At 46.5% G+C, this 18037-nt stretch carries 13 protein-coding genes and 1 riboswitch; of the genes, 7 read left to right on the top strand and 6 right to left on the bottom strand.

What is annotated here, in order from left to right; all coding sequences use genetic code 11:
- Positions 1-32 precede the first annotated feature (32 nt).
- Positions 33-2204, bottom strand: a complete 2172-nt coding sequence (locus WH43_RS12445) for a DNA internalization-related competence protein ComEC/Rec2 (protein WP_286049716.1) — start codon at positions 2202-2204, stop codon at positions 33-35.
- Between the two features lie 64 nt (positions 2205-2268).
- Between WH43_RS12445 and WH43_RS12440 the strand changes: the two genes are divergently transcribed.
- Entirely contained in the window at positions 2269-2802 is a 534-nt protein-coding gene (locus tag WH43_RS12440; protein ID WP_053424919.1) for a DUF2062 domain-containing protein, read from the top strand.
- 19 nt (positions 2803-2821) lie between these two features.
- Here the strand turns inward: WH43_RS12440 and WH43_RS12435 are convergent, their stop codons facing one another.
- From WH43_RS12435 to WH43_RS12425, 3 genes are all read right to left on the bottom strand, one after another.
- On the bottom strand, positions 2822-4060 hold the full coding sequence (locus WH43_RS12435) for a lipoprotein-releasing ABC transporter permease subunit (RefSeq protein WP_053424918.1): 1239 nt from the start codon (positions 4058-4060) through the stop codon (positions 2822-2824).
- Positions 4053-4751: a lipoprotein-releasing ABC transporter ATP-binding protein LolD gene (gene lolD, locus WH43_RS12430; protein WP_053424917.1), complete on the bottom strand. Its 699-nt coding sequence runs from the start codon at positions 4749-4751 to the stop codon at positions 4053-4055. Before lolD ends, WH43_RS12435 begins: the two co-directional genes overlap by 8 nt.
- Positions 4752-5015: 264 nt before the next feature.
- The gene (locus tag WH43_RS12425; RefSeq protein ID WP_053424916.1) at positions 5016-6227 is read right to left on the bottom strand and encodes a lipoprotein-releasing ABC transporter permease subunit; all 1212 of its coding nucleotides are present in this window, start codon (positions 6225-6227) and stop codon (positions 5016-5018) included.
- Between the two features lie 86 nt (positions 6228-6313).
- On the opposite strand from WH43_RS12425, the gene WH43_RS12420 reads away from it, so the two are divergent.
- From WH43_RS12420 to WH43_RS12395, 6 genes are all read left to right on the top strand, one after another.
- Positions 6314-6958, top strand: coding sequence for a hypothetical protein (locus tag WH43_RS12420; RefSeq protein WP_053424915.1), 645 nt, complete (start codon positions 6314-6316; stop codon positions 6956-6958).
- Between the two features lie 209 nt (positions 6959-7167).
- Entirely contained in the window at positions 7168-10686 is a 3519-nt protein-coding gene (gene mfd / locus WH43_RS12415) for a transcription-repair coupling factor (protein WP_053424914.1), read from the top strand.
- Positions 10683-11747 (top strand): CsiV family protein, encoded by a 1065-nt coding sequence (locus WH43_RS12410; protein WP_053424913.1) that lies wholly within the window; start codon positions 10683-10685, stop codon positions 11745-11747. Before mfd ends, WH43_RS12410 begins: the two co-directional genes overlap by 4 nt.
- Before the next feature lie 27 nt (positions 11748-11774).
- Positions 11775-12026 (top strand): hypothetical protein, encoded by a 252-nt coding sequence (locus tag WH43_RS12405; protein WP_053424912.1) that lies wholly within the window; start codon positions 11775-11777, stop codon positions 12024-12026.
- Positions 12027-12087: 61 nt separating this feature from the next.
- A complete protein-coding gene (gene radD, locus WH43_RS12400) occupies positions 12088-13830 on the top strand; it encodes a DNA repair helicase RadD (RefSeq protein ID WP_053424911.1) in 1743 nt (580 codons plus the stop codon).
- Positions 13831-13978: 148 nt separating this feature from the next.
- Positions 13979-14821: an HDOD domain-containing protein gene (locus tag WH43_RS12395; RefSeq protein WP_053424910.1), complete on the top strand. Its 843-nt coding sequence runs from the start codon at positions 13979-13981 to the stop codon at positions 14819-14821.
- Between the two features lie 54 nt (positions 14822-14875).
- Here the strand turns inward: WH43_RS12395 and lysC are convergent, their stop codons facing one another.
- A complete protein-coding gene (gene lysC, locus WH43_RS12390) occupies positions 14876-16222 on the bottom strand; it encodes a lysine-sensitive aspartokinase 3 (RefSeq protein WP_053424909.1) in 1347 nt (448 codons plus the stop codon).
- A gap of 110 nt (positions 16223-16332) precedes the next feature.
- Positions 16333-16506, bottom strand: a riboswitch (Lysine riboswitch).
- 232 nt (positions 16507-16738) lie between these two features.
- Positions 16739-17986, bottom strand: coding sequence for a sodium:proton antiporter NhaD (gene nhaD, locus WH43_RS12385; RefSeq protein ID WP_053424908.1), 1248 nt, complete (start codon positions 17984-17986; stop codon positions 16739-16741).
- Positions 17987-18037 lie beyond the last annotated feature (51 nt).

Raw genomic sequence — 18037 nt, 5'->3', positions numbered from 1 at the left:
TACCTTGTTGTGCAGGCGCTTTCAGCAATTGTTCACTGCTTTTGCAGCCAAAATGGCAAAGGCTGCTGCCGATAGGGCCAGATATGGAGCTGTTGCTCAGTCATTTCAATCCGCACAGCGCCTTGATCTGCAGTATTGAGTAGTGGAATTTGCAGCAATGCCAGTCGCCCCAACACCTCTGCACTGGGGTGACCGTAGGCATTATTGGCAGCGGCACTGTTCAGCGCCAATAGTGGTTGTATGCTGCTTAAGAAATTCAACTGACTGGAGCTTTTACTGCCATGATGCCCCAGCAACAACAAATCGGCCTTTAAGTTGGGCTGAGCAATTAATAACTCAGCTTCGACGCTATGTGCTATGTCGCCAGTCAACAAGGTTTGCCATCCGGCTGTTATTATTGCCAGCACACAAGAGCTGTTATTACCTTCCTCTGTCTGGAATTGACTTCGAAAAGACCACAGCTTTGCATCCAGATAATAAGCAGGCAAAGATAAACAAGGACGCTGCGGGAAGCCTGTGTCAAAGTCAGCAATCAATTGTACTCCGGGATAAGACTTTAACACTTCAGCAAAAGCGCCTGTGTGATCAGTATCGGCATGGCTTAACACTAAATAATCCAGTTGCCGTACCCCCTGATAATGCAAATAAGGCAACACATAAGCTTCGGTGGCATTAAAACTGCCATACACAGGCCCAACATCGTACAACAAGCCTCTATCGCCTTTTTGCAACAGCACGGCCGTGCCCTGCCCGACATCAATAACATGCAATTGCCAGTGCGCTGCTTTGGGCCACAACAAAAAAATAAAAGGCAATAACAGCAGCGCCATTCTGTAGTTTGGTGCAGCAGCGGGCAGAAAAAATAACGCGAGCAATAACAAGGCGATACAAAGGGCAGAAAATACCGTTTGCGCCGGTAGTAACCACCAATAATCCATAGAAGCTCCTGCCATCAGCCACTGCTGTAAAGGAGATAACAACAGATCCGCCAGTTGCCAGTGCCAGAGTACTTCTGCAGGCAAAATCAGCTCCAGTAGTAAAGCAATCAGCAGATAAGGGATCACCAAAAGCGAGCACCAGGGCACAAAAATCAGATTCGACAGCAACGCCAGAGGCGCTATACCATGAAAAAATAATAAAGTAGGCGCACTCATTAACAGCGTCATTACCGCCTGAAATTTTAAAGCATGCTTGATGACGCCCCAGTCGCTACGATCGGTCAGCGGATAACTCCAGACAAATAAAAAAATTAAAGCCACCGCATAAAGCGTCAGCCAAAAACTAATGCTCATCACCCATAAAGGATTAATTAACAACAAAAGCCCGCAGACCAAAAGCCAGCTTTGGCTATAACTTAAGCGCCTGTGCTGCTGCAGCAAATACACAGTCAAAGCCAAAGCGAGTAAAGCTCGTAACGTAGGGATGGCAAAACCTGCCAATAAGCTGTAATACCATGCAGCGAAGAGAGCGACAAAAGGTGCTGCTTTTCTGCACCACAGCAGCTGGATATGCATTTTGGCGAAGCACAACATCAAGCCATAGACCCAGCCAAACAGCAGACCAATATGAAAACCGGATATCGAAATTAAATGACCTAAGGCTGTGGCTTGTAACCCCAACCACAACTCGTCACTAAAAGGCCGTTCACCTAGAGTAAAAGCTGTGATCAGTGAAAAAGATGGCAGGTCGCCAATTTTTTGCTGCAAGCGCTGATACAACTGCTGACGATGATCCCAGTCTGCATTAAGTAACAGTCCATCTTTCACCACACAATTACCAATAATACCCAGCACATAAGCATTGGCTTCAATATGCACTGAACCAGGATTGGCTGGCGCCCTTACGGCTTTGCAGCGTACCTTCAGCCACCAGTCTTGCCCCTGCCCCAACAGCTCTGGTGCATGCTGCCAGCGCATTCTTACTAAGTAACCTTGCTGTGGCCCTTCATTGATTTGCCATAAAAATCTGCTGAAGTCCTGATCCTGTTGTCTGATACTGACAACTTGACCTTTGAGCCATGGTTCGGACAAGTGAAGTAACAGTTCAGTATGCGATTGATGCTGCTGTACCTGCCACAACCAAAGGCTTAAAGCGCAACAAAGACCAGTGAAAAACAACAAACGATAGTAAATGCAGATCAGGATCAAGCACAGCAGGAAAATAAGCCACAAAAGCTCTGGCACTATTGGTAAAAATAATGACAATAGGCATCCGCTGATCACGCCAATGAAAAAACGGTTCACGTTAATTATTCATTAATGAGTTGTAATGGCAAAGAATCTAATTAAGAAATATCTACCAGATACAGAAAAAATCAAGCAACACCCTTCGCTAAAGATCTTTGGCACTTTGTTGCATGACAACAATTTGTGGCATTTTAACCGCCGCTCAGCCCGTGGTGCTTTTGCAGTAGGTTTGTTTGTTGCACTGATCCCTATGCCATTTCAGATGGTACTAGCCGCTGCTTTGGCCATTTTGTTCAGAGTCAACTTACCCTTGTCAGCCGCTTTGGTCTGGCTGACCAATCCATTGACCATGGGGCCGATATTTTTTGTCTGCTATCAGTTAGGAGCGCTGATTTTAGGTCATCCTGGTCATCATGTAGAAGCTCAGGTAAGTTTAAGCTGGTTGCTCGATAGTCTGGATACCATAGGTAAACCCTTCTTGCTCGGCAGCCTTATTGTGGGCTCTACCTTGTCCGCCTTAGGTTATGTACTGGTGGATTACTTTTGGTGCTTGTCGGCGAAAAAAGCCTGGAAGGATCGTATTCAACAACGTCAGAGTCAGATTGAATCCGACTGACTCTGACGTTGTTTATCAGCTAGCGTTGTCCTAAGACAAAAGCAGGCTGTACTTTACTGGCGCTAAGCGCAGGATAAATAGTGGCCAGCAAGCTCATAACCAAGGCTATGCCTATGGTCATCACCACTTGCACCGGCTCAATATGAGAAGGTACATAATCGACAAAGTAGATGCTGGAATCGAGCAAGCTAAAGCCGGTTAAGCTGGTGATTAAACGAAACAGCGGCTCTATTTGCCAGGCCAATACTAGCCCCACGGCACCACCGACCAAAGTCCCGGTTAAACCGTTTAGCCAGCCAAGCCACATAAACGCCTTAACAATGCGACGCCTCGGCATACCCATGGTCAGTAAAATAGCGATATCACCTTGTTTTTCCCGTACCGCCATCACTAAAGTGGCAACAATATTAAAACAGGCCACAGCCAATACCAGCACTAACACCAGATACAAAATACTGCGTACCATCTGAATATCATTGTACAAATGGCCCTGAGTACGGAACCAATCCAGCATGTAGACATAATCAGTGGCCATATTGCCAAGCTCACGTGACAAAGTGGGCGCTTTAAAAATATCAGCAATTTTAAAAGCAAAGCCCTGCACTGCACCTGGTGGGTAATTCAGCCACTGTCCTAAAGCATGAATATCAACCCAGGCTTGCTGATAATCCAGCTGACCGCCAATACTGACGATAGCGACTAGTGTTAAGCTGACATGCTTATGGCTGGCGAGCTTACCGTCTGCTGTCACTTGCGGCAGCATCAGTTGTACTTCATCCCCTACTTTCGCTTGCACTTCGTCCGCTATGCCTTTGCCCAAAACAATCTGATATTCGCTGATGTGGCTTAAATCCCCAGCCACCACAAAAGAGCCTAACGCGCTGATGCCTTGCTCCAACTGCAAATCAATACCGCGTAAATTGGCCGCTTTGACCTTAGCGCCGCTACGGATCATGGTATTGGTCTTGATGTAAGGAGCACCAGCCACCACGCCGGGATGCTGTTGCAAGGGCCTGATTTTCTTCTGCCAGTTGGCAATGGGGTCAGACACCGCCTGCAACTCAACATGAGGGATCACAGACAACAGCTTGTCTTTTAATGCCAGCTCAAAGCCATTCATCACTGACAAGGCCAGAATAAGAATAGCAACTCCCAGACCTATGCCTATAGTGGAAGATGCCGCGATAAAACGAATAAAAGCGTTGCTGTTACGGCTTTTGCGATAACGCTGTGCCAGTTGCCAGGACAAACTAGCCATGAGGTAAGCCATCCATCGTTTTACCTAAATGACCATCCCGCATCCAATACTGTTGATCCAGTTTCTTCGCCAGCGCCAAATCATGAGTCACCACAATAAAACTGGTTTTCAGCTCCCGGTTTAATTCACGCAGTAGCTTATAAATACTCTCAGCGGTTTGATGATCCAGATTACCCGTAGGCTCATCCGCCAGCACCAGCGCAGGTTCCCCAACTAATGCCCTGGCTATAGCCACACGCTGACGTTCACCACCACTGAGTTCAGCAGGTCTGTGTTTGATACGATGCGCAAGACCGACACGAGTTAACATAGCTGTCGCTTTTTGCTCTGCCTTTTCATTGGATTCACCACGAATAAGTAATGGCATAGCCACATTTTCCAGCGCAGTAAAATCCATCAACAGATGGTGAAACTGATAAATAAAACCCAGTTTTTCATTACGCAGTTTAGCTTTGGCATTGGCCGATAACTTAGCGACAGATTGCCCCAAAAGCACCATTTCACCGCTGTCTGGCTGGTCCAAAGTACCCAGTATATGCAACAAGGTGCTTTTGCCAGAGCCAGAGCTACCGACGATAGCCAGCATATCGCCGGCTTTTACTTCAAGACTGACCTGATGCAACACAGGCGTGACATTAGCACCATCTGTGTAACTTTTGCTGATTTGACGGGCCGTTAAAATACTGGTCATTAGATCCTATCCAAAAAATTGAAAGTACAGCGCGACGACACTGTAGGGGCGGGTCTTGTACCCGCCCGTCTTGTAGATAAACCGGTGTTTGAGCGAAAGCGCGCAGGCAACAAAGCTGCTGAACCCAATGACGAGGTGTCCTCTAAGTAATTGGAGTTGCAGCGCGGCGACAAGTGATTGAGCCTCCGGGAGCATAGTTCACCTATGTGACCGGGGCGAAAGCGCGCCGTCAACAAAGCTGCAGCTTCAAGTACGACGAGGAAACTATTCATCGCGAAGAACCTCTGCCGGTTGCACTTGCACCGCACGCCAGGCTGGATAGACCACGGCCAATGCCGTCAGTACTAAAGCACAGACTACGATAAAGAAAATTTGCACGGGCTGAATATCCACCGGCAAAGCTACGCCAGCGACCACACTAATGCCCAACAGTGACAAAATACCGTTCAGTTGCCACGCAATAACAATACCTGCCAAAGCACCAGTTAATGTACCGAGCAGGCCGTTATTCATACCTTGCACGGCAAAGACAGTAAAAAGCTGAGTATCTGTCATGCCCTGAGTTTTTAAAATGGCTACTTCCCGCTGTTTTTCCGTCACCATCATCACCAGCGCTGAGACAATATTAAAAGCAGCTACGGCCACTATCAGCAATAACATCAGCCACATCATGGCTTTTTCCATTGCCACTGCAGAGAATAATTTGCCATGACTGTCGCGCCAGTCTGTCACTTTAGCGACGGCAGGAAAGTTCGATATTTCGTTGGCTAAAGCAGGTGCGGCAAAGGGCTCTGTTAAACTTAAACGCCACAGCGGTGCATCTTTGGCTTTGCTGCCAAGACGTTTTAAATCAGGTAAATGCACCAAAGCCACGCCATTATCCACTTCAGAGCCGGTATTAATTAAGCCTGCTACCGTAAAGAGTCGCTGGCGTGGCAACCAGCCCATAGGCGTAAAACTGCCACCTTCGGCCAGTAATAAACGGATTTGCTGACCAGGTCCAACCTTTAGCTCATCGGCAAGACCTGCCCCCAGGATCACTGAATAAGGCTGTTTTGTTAAATCAGACCAAGCACCGGCGACCAAAGACTGCTGTAAAAAGGCGGGGATTTGGGTAGGTTCAATACCTTGCAATAAAACAGCCGTCAGTTGACCCGGGCTTTGTGCTAAGGCTTCAAGCTGCAAATAAGGCGTAGCCTGCAGAATTTGTCGATATTGTTGCTGTAAAGCTGCTATATCCACCTGCTGAGTGGCTTCGCTTTGTACTATTAAATGCGGGATCACACCAAGGATGCGTTTTTTTAGTTCAGCTTCAAAACCGTTCATGACCGAGCTGACAATAGTCAGTGCCATTACCCCTAAAAAAATACCTGTGACAGAAAACAGCGTAATAAAGGATAAAAAGCCATGACCTTTCCGGCTTTGGCTATAACGCAAACCGATACGGACACTCAGGGGGAATTGCAGGCTTTTCACAGACTTCCACTTGGGTTGATGAAGAAATTGCTGCGATAATAGTGATTATCCGTTAAGGTTACAAGCTTGCTACCCGAGGTATCCTTATGCAACAGCCTGGCAATACAACCCTAGCCGCAGAATTAGCAGACGAATTTGCGGATTACTTTCAGATTGAACATCAGACGACTGTCAATTTAGTGCCATTTTCCGGGCCGCTGCCGGATCAGGATGGCTTTTTACGCCTTATCCCTGATGCGTTTAAAATGACCAGTGAACTAAGCCAGTTAAACAACTCCTCGATTCGCACTTTGAATGCAATAAAAGATTTATCCAGCGACTTAGCACTGTATTTACAGCAACAAGCCCGTAAACTGGATGCACTGACTCATTATGTGTTGCGCTCGCAAGACGACCCCAAACAACGTTTTCATACCTTCAGTTATGGCGGTTCTGGTGTTCAGGTGTGGACGAATGAGGTGATAAAACAAGACCAAATTTACGAAGTAAAACTGTTTTTAGATAACAACGACGGTGCTTTGTATTGCTTGGGTCAGGTCATTCAAGTGACTGAACAGCAAGAAGCAGAACCTGGACAGCCACCGCAGTATCTGGTGAAAATTTTATTTCGCCGCATACGCGATGAAGACAGAGACATGGTGGTCAGAGCCAGCTTGCATGAACAATCCAGACAACTGAAACGCAAAGCTGAATTGCGTCAGCAGCAAGCGCAGCAGACTCAACAGCAGTAAAATACCCATCGTACGTGAAGCTGCAGCTTTGTTGACTGCGTGCTCTCGCCCTGGTCACATAGGTAAACTATGCTCCTAGGGTCTCGCACTCTTGTCGCCTCTGTGCAACTCCAATTACTTTGGGTGTAGATTGAGCAATGTTGAAACTAAATAAACCAACAGGCCGTACTAACATGCGGTCTTTTTATAACGAGTAAAGAATTTCCCTGATGATCCGTATTGAAGCATTACCAGCCCCTACCTCCAGCAACGATGTAAAACAATGGGGCCGTCTATCCGGCGCTGCCTTGCCCTGGGCTATTTATCAGCTGTATCAGCGTCAGAAAGGTCTTTATGTCGTCATAGTGCCGGACACCACCACTGCACTGCGTTTGGAGCAGGAGTTGATGGTTTTTTTCCATGAACATGCTGCTGAGGTTTGGACTTTCCCTGACTGGGAAACCTTGCCTTATGATGTATTTTCACCCCATCAGGATATTATTTCTCAGCGCATAAAAACCCTGTACAGCTTGCCACGTTTACAGCATGGCATAGTGATAGTGCCGCTGAATACGGCCTTACTGCGTTTAACTGATGCCAGCTATTTACAGCAATACAGTCTGGTACTGAAAAAAGGCCAGCAGCTGGATTTAACAGCACTGCGTCAGCAATTGGCCGCTGTGGGTTATCGTGCTGTGGATCAGGTGATGGAACATGGCGAGTTTTCGGTGCGAGGATCCTTGCTCGATCTGTATCCAATGGGCAGCACCCTGCCGTATCGGATTGACTTTTTAGACGATGAAATTGACGGTATTCGCCTCTTTGATCCGGATAATCAGCGCACTGTGCAGCAAGTTCATGAAATTGAACTGCTGCCTGCCCACGAGTTCCCGCAGGATAAAGCAGCGATAGAACGTTTCCGTATTCGTTATCGTGAACGCTTTCCGGCGCGTAGCGAAAAAGAATCACTCTATATGCAAGTCAGCCAAGGCCTGATGCCTGCTGGTATTGAATATTACCTGCCGTTGTTTGCAGAACAAACAGTACCGTTATTTTCGATGTTACCCAAACAAACCGTGATGCTGGCTGTGGGTGATTTGGAAGCTGCGGCAGCGCGTTTCTGGCACGACTTACAACGTCGTTATCAGGACAGAGCGATAGATTTACTCAAGCCTATTTTAAAACCGCAGGAATTGTATTTAGCGGTTGATGAATTTTTTGCAGAGCTAAAGCAGTGGCCGCGCTTGCGTTTAAGTCGGGCTGAACTGCCGGAACGCGCTGGACAATCCAACGCTGCTGTGGCTGATTTGCCTGAGCTGACGGTCAATCACCAGCTGAAAAATCCACTGGAAAAGCTGCAGCAATTTATTATTGATATCAAGAAACAGCAAGGGCGAGTGCTGTTTTTCGTAGAATCTGAGGGCCGGCGCGAAAGCTTGTTGCAGCTGATGCAACGCAATCAAATTCGATTGCAGCAATTTGCTTGTGTCGAAGAGTTTTTAACTGATCAGGTTGATTTGGGCATAGTCATTGGCTCGTTAGCGCAAGGCTGCTTGCTGCAAGCCAGCTCTTTACCTGCGAAAGCAGCCAAGATCAAAACAGGTGAAGAGCCTTTAGCTTTAGTCAGTGAAAACGAATTATTTGGTCAAAAAGTTACCCAAAGACGCAAACGCAAACACAGTCAACAAATCTCTGGCGACACTATCATCCGTAATCTGGCCGAGTTGTCTGTGGGTCAACCTGTGGTGCATTTACAACATGGTATAGGTCGTTATCAGGGTTTGCAGGTGTTGGATGCTGCAGGCATTAGTGCAGAGTTCGTCACCATTGAGTACGCAGGTGGCAGTAAGTTGTACGTGCCTGTGTCGTCTTTGCATTTAATCAGCCGTTATACAGGTTCGGATCAAGACAACGCACCGCTGCACAAGCTTGGCAACGACAGCTGGGAAAAAGCCCGGCGTAAAGCCGCAGAAAAAGTGCGGGATGTGGCCGCAGAATTGTTGGATGTGTATGCCCAGCGCGCAGCTCAGACCGGCTATGGCTTCAAACTGGACGCTGAGCAATACGACATCTTTGCCGATGGTTTCCCTTATCAGGAGACAGTGGATCAGCTCGATGCGATAGCCGCAGTGCTGGCCGATATGCAGGCCGAGCGCGCCATGGACAGATTAGTCTGTGGTGATGTAGGTTTTGGTAAAACAGAAGTCGCGATGCGCGCAGCTTTTGTTGCAGTCAATGACAATAAACAAGTAGCGGTGTTAGTGCCCACCACGCTATTGGCACAACAACATTTTGAAAACTTCCGTGATCGTTTCGCCAACTGGCCGGTTAAAGTCGCAGTGTTGTCGCGTTTTATCAGCGCCAAAGAACAAAAAGCCATTTTGGAAGAGACCGAACAAGGCAAAGTCGATATCCTGATCGGGACTCACAAATTATTACAGGACGATATCAAGTTCAAAGACTTGGGCCTGCTGATTGTTGATGAAGAACACCGTTTTGGCGTGAGGCAAAAAGATAAAATCAAAGCCTTGCGGGCCAACATCGATATCCTGACCTTAACGGCTACCCCTATTCCGCGTACTTTAAATATGTCGATGTCTGGTATGCGCGATTTATCCATTATCGCCACGCCACCAGCCAAACGTCTGGCCGTAAAAACTTTTGTACGTGAGCATGAAGAAGGCTTAATACGTGAAGCTGTGCTTAGGGAAATATCCCGTGGTGGTCAGGTGTATTTCCTACACAATGACGTGGCGACCATAGAAAAAGCTGCAGCTGACTTAGCCTTATTGCTGCCGGAAGCTTTAATTGGTATAGCCCATGGCCAGATGCGGGAGCGCGAGCTGGAGCAAATCATGGCTGATTTTTACCATCAGCGTTTTAACCTGTTGCTGTGTTCGACCATTATCGAAACGGGCATAGACGTGCCCACCGCCAATACCATTATTATCAACAGAGCAGATAACTTTGGTCTGGCGCAGTTGCACCAGCTTAGAGGCCGGGTCGGTCGCTCGCACCATCAGGCTTATGCTTATTTACTGACGCCGCCACCAAAACGCTTAACCAAAGATGCTGAAAAACGCCTCGAAGCCATTTCCGCCTTAGAAGATTTAGGTGCTGGTTTTGCACTCGCCAGTCAGGATATGGAAATTCGTGGAGCCGGTGAGCTTTTAGGTGATGAGCAAAGTGGCCAAATTGAATCTGTTGGCTTTAGTTTGTATATGGAAATGCTGGAGCAAGCGGTAGAAGCGTTAAAAGCGGGTAAAGAGCCGAGCCTGGATGCACTTCTAACCCAACAAACTGAGCTGGATATGAAACTGCCTGCCCTGCTGCCAGATTCGTATATACCGGATGTTAGTTTACGATTATCTTTTTACAAACGCCTAGCCTCCTGTCGCGATGAACAGGAACTGGATGATGTGCAAGTGGAATTGATCGACCGTTTTGGCTTATTACCGGATGCTGCGAAAAATCTGGTCAAAATTACAGAGTTAAAAATGCAGGCGCAACAGCTTGGAATTAAACGACTGGAAGCCAACAGCAAAGGTGGTGTGCTAGAATTCGCCGAACGGACCTCAGTAAACCCATCTTACATTATTCAGCTTATTCAGACTCAGTCGAAAGTCTTTAAGCTCGAAGGTGGCAATAAACTGAAATTTATCAAAGAATTACCTGATACCAATAGCAGATTCGCCTTTGTCAGCTTTATGCTGGATGACTTTGCTAAACATCAGACAGGAGCATCATGAAACCTCTGCGTTTAACATCGCTGGGACTGACGTTAGTGGCTTTATTCACCACAAGCACAGCCTTTGCCAATAGCTGGTATGAAATTGAACTGATCGCTTTTAGTCGAAGTGCGGATAAAAGTTTAAAAGAGCAGTTTGACGCACCAACTCAAGAGCTTAAAACCAGCAATGCTATGGACTTAATGCGTCCACTGGTGCAACCCGCATTGGCTGATTTAATTAAAGCCATACCTGCTTGTACTGCTAATTCTGTCACGTCAAGCACAGCCTCTCCCGCAGTTTCTGCGACTGTACAGCAACAAATTCAGCAACTATTAAGTGAACATCAGCAAAATAAGCAAGCCGTAACTGCTGAGCCTGACGCTCTTGATGTGCAATCAGACACCGCAGCTGTAGCTGCATCTTTGTATCAACTGAACGTTCAGAATTGTCAGATGGAACAGTGGGATGCAGATGGCCAGTTAATCAGCAGGCCATTAACAACAGAAGAGCTAGCCTTACAGTTACCTGCACCTGCGCAAATTCCAGCCACCTTTACCGGTGATGGTCAGGCTAAAGAGGGGGCCTATCTGGTAGGCTCAGATGGGTTACAACTGAAAAACCTGGCCTATCAATTACAACGCGAAGCGGGTAAACAGCTTCTGTTGCATACAGCATGGCGCCAGCCTTTAGTGTCAGGCCGCAACAGCCGCAGTCGTTGGTATGCAGGTATATACCAGAATGAAACAGAGACCCAAACTGAACAAAACATTGATTTGATGCAGCAAGTACAGCAACAGTTAGCGGCTGTGCAACAAGGTCAAAGTGGCTTGCAATTATGGTACAGCCCGTGGCAATTTGATTCTTTAGTTCAACTACGTTTGGGTCGCTTTATCCAGTTTGATGGTACTTTTTATTTGCGCCAGAGTGACGACGCCGCTCAGCCAGCCCAAATTGCCATTAAACAAAGTGCGCGCTTAACTTTAGGCCAAATTCATTATTTGGATCATCCACGTTTAGGTGTGATTATTCAGGTGAAACGTTTTACTCCGCCCGAATCAACAGGGACGGCAACACTTTAGACAATTAAATAACACAAGGAATCTGTTATGAAAAAAATCATGGTTTTGTTAGCTGCACTCAGCCTGCTGGGAGCTTGTAGCAAACTGACTCAAGACAATTACAATCAAGTCAAAGCTGGTATGACCTACGACGAAGTGTCCGGTATATTAGGAGCCGCGACTCATTGTGACGAAGCGATCGGCACAAAGAGCTGCCGCTGGGGTGATGATGAAAAAAATATCAAAATTACCTTTTTAGCTGACCGTGCTACTGTTTTTTCCAACCACGGTATTCAGTAATCATCAGCTTAAGTCACCAAGGGGCTGTAACTGGCCCCTTCTTTCTGCGTAAATCTCTGTAATGCTGCAACTTAGAGACTATCAACAACAGGCTGTTAAAGCTGTCTTAGTGCATTTTCGCCAAAAAACTGATGCTGCAGTGCTGGTATTGCCTACGGGCGCAGGCAAAAGTTTGGTGATAGCTGAATTGGCCCGCCTGGCACGTGGTCGGGTGTTGGTATTGGCTCATGTCAAAGAACTGGTGGAACAAAACCATGCCAAATACCAAAGTTATGGTTTAGAAGCCGCCATTTTTTCTGCCAGCCTCGGCCGCAAAGAAACTGCAGCCAAAGTAGTGTTTGCCTCAGTGCAGTCAGTAGCGCGCAACCTGGCTGAATTTACTGAACAGTACAGCTTATTGGTGATAGACGAATGCCACCGAGTGGGTGATGACGAGGACAGCAGTTACTTAAAAGTGATTCGCGCGTTACAAACACAAAATCCGGATTTGAAAGTGCTGGGGTTAACGGCGACTCCATACAGGTTAGGTTCCGGCTGGATTTACCAGTACCATAGCCGGGGCCTTATTCGTACCGAAGACCCCCGCTTTTTTAAATACTGCATTTTTGATTTACCTATCCGTTTTTTATTAGGCGAAGGTTATTTAACTCCAGCCGTACTGATGGATGCGCCTATATTAAGTTACGACTTCGCCGGTTTAAAACCGACAGCAAGTGGCTATTTTAAAGAAGCTGATCTGGATTTACGTATTCATCAGCAGCAGCGCGCTACCCCACAAATCATTCAGCAAGTGATACAACATGCGAAAAACCGCACTGGCGTGATGATTTTTGCCGCGACCACAGCCCATGCCCGCGAGATTTTAGGTTATTTGCCTGGCGCAGAAACTGCGCTGATATTAGGCGACACCCCACAAAAAGAGCGGGATGCGCTGATCCATAGCTTTAAACAAAAACAACTGAAGTACCTGGTCAATGTGGCTGTATTAACGACTGGTTTTGATGCGCCCCATATCGACTTAATCGCTATTTTACGCCCTACTGAATCTGTCACTTTGTATCAGCAAATTGTTGGTCGGGGGCTTCGATTAAGCCCAGGAAAAACTGACTGTCTGGTTTTGGATTATGCCGGGAACCGCTTTAATCTGGAGCAGCCCGATATCGGTGAGCTGCGGCCAGCCCCCGGCACAGAGCTGGTGACAGTGCCTTGCCCACTCTGTGGCTTTTTTAATAATTTCTGGGGAAAAACAGAGGATAGAGGCTTAGTAGTGGAACACTATGGCCGTCGCTGTCAGGGCTACAAGGAGGATGAAAACGCCAAACCTCAAGCCTGCGGTTATCGCTTTAAAGCCAAGTTTTGCCCGGACTGTGGCGCTGAAAATGATATTGCAGCCCGCAACTGCGGTGACTGCGGCCTGGTGCTGGTCGACCCGGATAAGAAACTCAAAGAAGCCTTAAGCTTAAAAGACGCATTGGTACTATATGTCACACGAATGCAGCTGCAAAGCCATCAGAGTAAAGAAGGTAAAACCTCACTCAAAGTGAGTTACTTTTCCGCTGAAGGCGCCGAAATTTCCGAATACTGGAGCTTGCAGACCAAAGCGCAAAAACAAAAGTTTTTAACTTTGTTTGTACCACCTCACCTGGTAGACAGACACAGACCTTTTACGGAAACCACGGTCAGTAAAGTGCTGCAACAAGCCCATAGATTTCAACCGCCAGAGGCTATCATAGCGCGCAAGGACGGTCGATTTTGGCAAATCCGTGACAAGTTGTTTCAAATTCAGGGTAAAGACGCTGAATAATTCCCGGAATATGGACGAAATGAAAAATTCTTTTGCTTTACTACTGGGCAAAGCCAATAAAATTCGCTACTAATAAAGCTGTTCGTCTACAACAAAATAAAAGACACCACACAGTTAGTTCTCCTTTTTTGTCACAGGGTTGCAGTTTATGTCAAACGAAAACGCGTTATTAAGCTTGCTGGTTGAAAAAATCCAGAATGATACCTTGGTGCTGCCAAGTCTTCCTGAAATTGCCTTACGAATTCGTAAAATGGCGGAAGATCCAAATGTGAATTTAAACCAGATGGCAGACATTATCTCGCACGACCCTGCCATGTCAGCACGTATGATGAAAATCGCTAACAGCGCCTTTTTAGGCCGCTCTGTTCATGTCAATTCCCTGCATCAGGCAGTGACACGTATTGGTTTACGTTATATCAAAAACATAGTGACTGCTATGGCGGTAGAGCAATTGTTTGTTTCTCATTCAAGTTTAATTAAAGGCATGATGAGCAAAGTATGGCAAGACACCTTAGAAGTAGCGGCCGTAGCGCTTGCAGCTATGCAGCTTTACAACAGCAACTTAAAAGTCAGCCCGGTGAATTTTGACACTATGACTTTAGCTGGTTTAATTCATAACATCGGCGCTTTGCCTATTTTGACTGAAGCCGAAAAACATATGGATCAGTTTGGTGACAAAGACTTTATCGCAGGCTGCATCACAGATTTAGCTGGCGGTATAGGTGGCAGCATTTTACGTAAATGGGAATTCCCGGACGAGCTGGTAGAAGTAGCTGAACAATGGAACACCAAATTGCCACATACTGATAAAGTGAATTATCTCGACTTTATCCGAATAGCCACTATTCAAAAAGGCCATTGCAAAGATAAAACAGAACCTCGTCTGGCATTAAAACCTTTTGCGGATCGCGGTTTAATTACAGGTGTAGATTTCTACCGCTCTCCTGAATTTACTGTGATTTATCAGGATATGAAGCAGCTGTTTGTTTAATTTAAATTGGGGTCAAATCATTGTTAACAATGTGATTTGACCCCATTCTGATTTTTAGTTAAATAACTTCTGATGTAACTCTTTTACTACTGAAGCAGCTGACGCATCCTGTACTAAAAAGCACAGGTTATGGCGCGAAGCACCATGACAAATCAGCCGCATATTAATTTGCTCCAATGCACTAAACAGCTCACCCGTTACGCCTTTGGTGCTATGCAGATGATTGCCTATCACAGCCACCAGACTTAAGCCCTGCTCTACCGTTACTTCACAGAATGCTTTGAGCTCATCCAGTGCAGGTTCAATCGCAGAATTAAAAGCACTCCCTGAAGACTCGTCCAGCGTTAAAGCCACCGAAATTTCCGACGTCGTCACTAAATCGACTGAGATCTGGTGACGGCTTAAAATATCAAAAACCCGGGCTAAAAAGCCTGCCGCATGCAGCATTTCCGGGCTTTTTACTGTGATCAGCGTCTGGGATTTACGCAAAGCTATAGCGCGATAGGCTGGTTTATGTTCAACCGATTTTGCAATCCAGGTACCACCGGCTTCTGGTTCGCGGCTGGAGCCGACAAAAACTTTGATATTGCGACGCATCGCCGGAATTAAGGTCGCAGGATGCAATACTTTGGCGCCAAAAGTGGCCATTTCAGCCGCTTCATCAAAACTGATTTCATTGATACAACGGGCATCTGAGGTCAGGCGTGGATCTGTGGTGAAAATACCCACCACATCAGTCCAGATTTGTACAATGTGCGCGTTTAAAGCTTCACCTAACAAGGCTGCACTGTAATCAGAGCCGCCACGGCCTAGAGTCGTAGTTTGCCCTGCTTCATCAGCACCAATAAAACCTTGGGTCACTACTATCTGTTCTGACAGCAAAGGCTGCAAATGGCTTTGCGCTAATTCAGCAATCAGGTGAATTTGCGGCTCACCTTTACCAAAACGACTATCGGTACGAAGCACACGGCGCACATCAAAACACTCTGCTGCTGCGCCGCGTTCCACTAACACCTGAGTAAATAACACCGAACTTAAACGCTCACCAAAAGACTGGATCAGATCTTTGTGCGCACCAGAATACACAGCGCCACCGGTTTCAATCAGATTACGTAAATCATCCAGCAGGGTGTTGATTTGTGCAGCCACAGCTTCAGGTTGCTGCAAAGCATTCAGTACAGCCAGCGTAATACGCTCTATGCCCTCATAGGAGGTGTAACGGGCCTGAACTTCGGTTTGTTTGGTGATATCGACCAATAAGTTAGTCACACCTGAACTGGCACTGACAGCCACCAGACGGATATTCGGATCGGCTAACACAATATCAGCACAACGGGACATAGCCGGAAAATCGGCCACTGAAGTTCCGCCAAATTTGGCGACGATAAGTTGATTAGACATTCGAGTCTCTCCTTATTCAAAAAGTCATAAGGCAGAGCATGGCATTTGCAGGCAGTAAATAAAGTTGTGATGCAGGCTCGATGCTGCAAACAACTGATCACAGACACACAAAGGCCAGAAGCTCTCCACCACAAAAAACAGGTGACAGTCGTAAGGATTCAGCCTTAACAACCGAATCATCTGCCGCTACAGCATCTGATCCTCGGCGTTAATCCCCCTCAAACATCCTGCGGCTTGTAGCAGCCTGAGATGTTCTACCTGGTTAACGCTCCTCTTCTGGTCTATACCCGACGTTCTTGAAGCTGCAGCTTTGTTAGCGAGACGGGCGGGGATAAACCCCGCCCCTACATTGCTGCGTCACAGTTCCAATTACGTCAGGTATCTCATAATCACGTATGATTGACGGCGCTGAGCTTAAGTGACTTTCTTACAAAAGGCAATAGCCGTTTAGCCGTCTTTGCCGTTTTCTTTAATTCAATTACAAAAAACGGCAACAGCTTAAGGCTGTGTTGTTGCTCAGGATAAGAAGGTCTGCCCAACAAAATAGACGCCAACATAACCCAGGCTGTAACAGCCAAGCAGGTAACCCGCCATTTTAAAGTAAGTGCCAAAGGTCAGCTCTTTTACTTTACTCATGGCAATAATACCGGCGGCTGAACCTATGATCAAAATAGAACCACCTACCCCAGTCGCGTACGTCAATGTCAGCCATTCAGCAGTCGTCATGGTTAAATCTGCTTTTAATAAAGCCGCAGTTAAAGGCACGTTATCAATCAGAGCTGACATTAAGCCCATCAGGTAGTTGGCTTGTACAGGCTCTAAATACTGATACAGATGGGTGATATTGGTCAGCACACCGATTTCTTTCATAATGCCAACCAACAATAAAACACCTAAGAAAAACAGTAAGGTATCAAACTCGACTTCGCGGATATAACTTAAAATATTGACGCCGGTTTTCTTACGCAGCAGATACTGAGCGGCCAGAAACATCACACCTAAACCAAACAGGAAAGTCAGTACAGGTGGGATCTGAAACAGAATATTAAACAGCAGTGTAGAGCCTATAGTGGATGCAAAAATGGCGGCGATAATCACATCCGCTTTTTCAATCGACTTAGGTGATTTGTCCAGCACGATACGACCTTTCATTTTGCGGGATAATAAAATCGCCAGCACAGCGACAGCAAAGAGCGAAGGCAAGATCAGCAGCAGCAGGTTAGCAATAGTGACTTTACCCGCTAAAAAGAACATCAGCGTCGTCACATCACCTGTAATCAATGACACGCCGCCACTATTCACTGCAAAAATAATCAAAGTGGCGTACTGAATACGTTTTTTCACTTCCAGCTTGATACTGCTAATCACCGCAATAGCCACTAGCGTGGCAGTCACGTTATCGGCAAAAGACGAGAAGATAAAAGCGAATACCGCGATAATAAACATCAGGCGACGCTCTGATAATTCAGCTGGCAATAAGCGCTGAACGACCTGAGAAATAAAGCCTTTGCTATTGAGATATGCAACAAAAGTCATAGTTGACATTAAAAACAGCCACAACGTAGCGATTTCTAGTAAGTTATGATTCAGCTGCTCGCTGATTTCGCTGCTTGTAGCACCGTGCATTGGAAAGATAAAAGCAAGGATCCAGCAAAGAGTACCGAAAAAAAGTGTCGTTTTTGCCTTGTTTACGTGGATAATATCCTCTATAACGATCATCACAAAGGCTATTGCCACCAGAGCCAAAATTACTGCGCTTACCATGATGTAGTACCAGCTTTAAAGTTGTGGAAAAGGAAGGAATTTGCGGGGCGG

Source organism: Rheinheimera sp. KL1, from assembly GCF_001275035.1.
Classification (GTDB): domain Bacteria; phylum Pseudomonadota; class Gammaproteobacteria; order Enterobacterales; family Alteromonadaceae; genus Pararheinheimera; species Pararheinheimera tangshanensis.
Note: the sequence above shows the minus strand (reverse complement) of the source record. Positions and strands in the feature narration are given on the sequence as shown.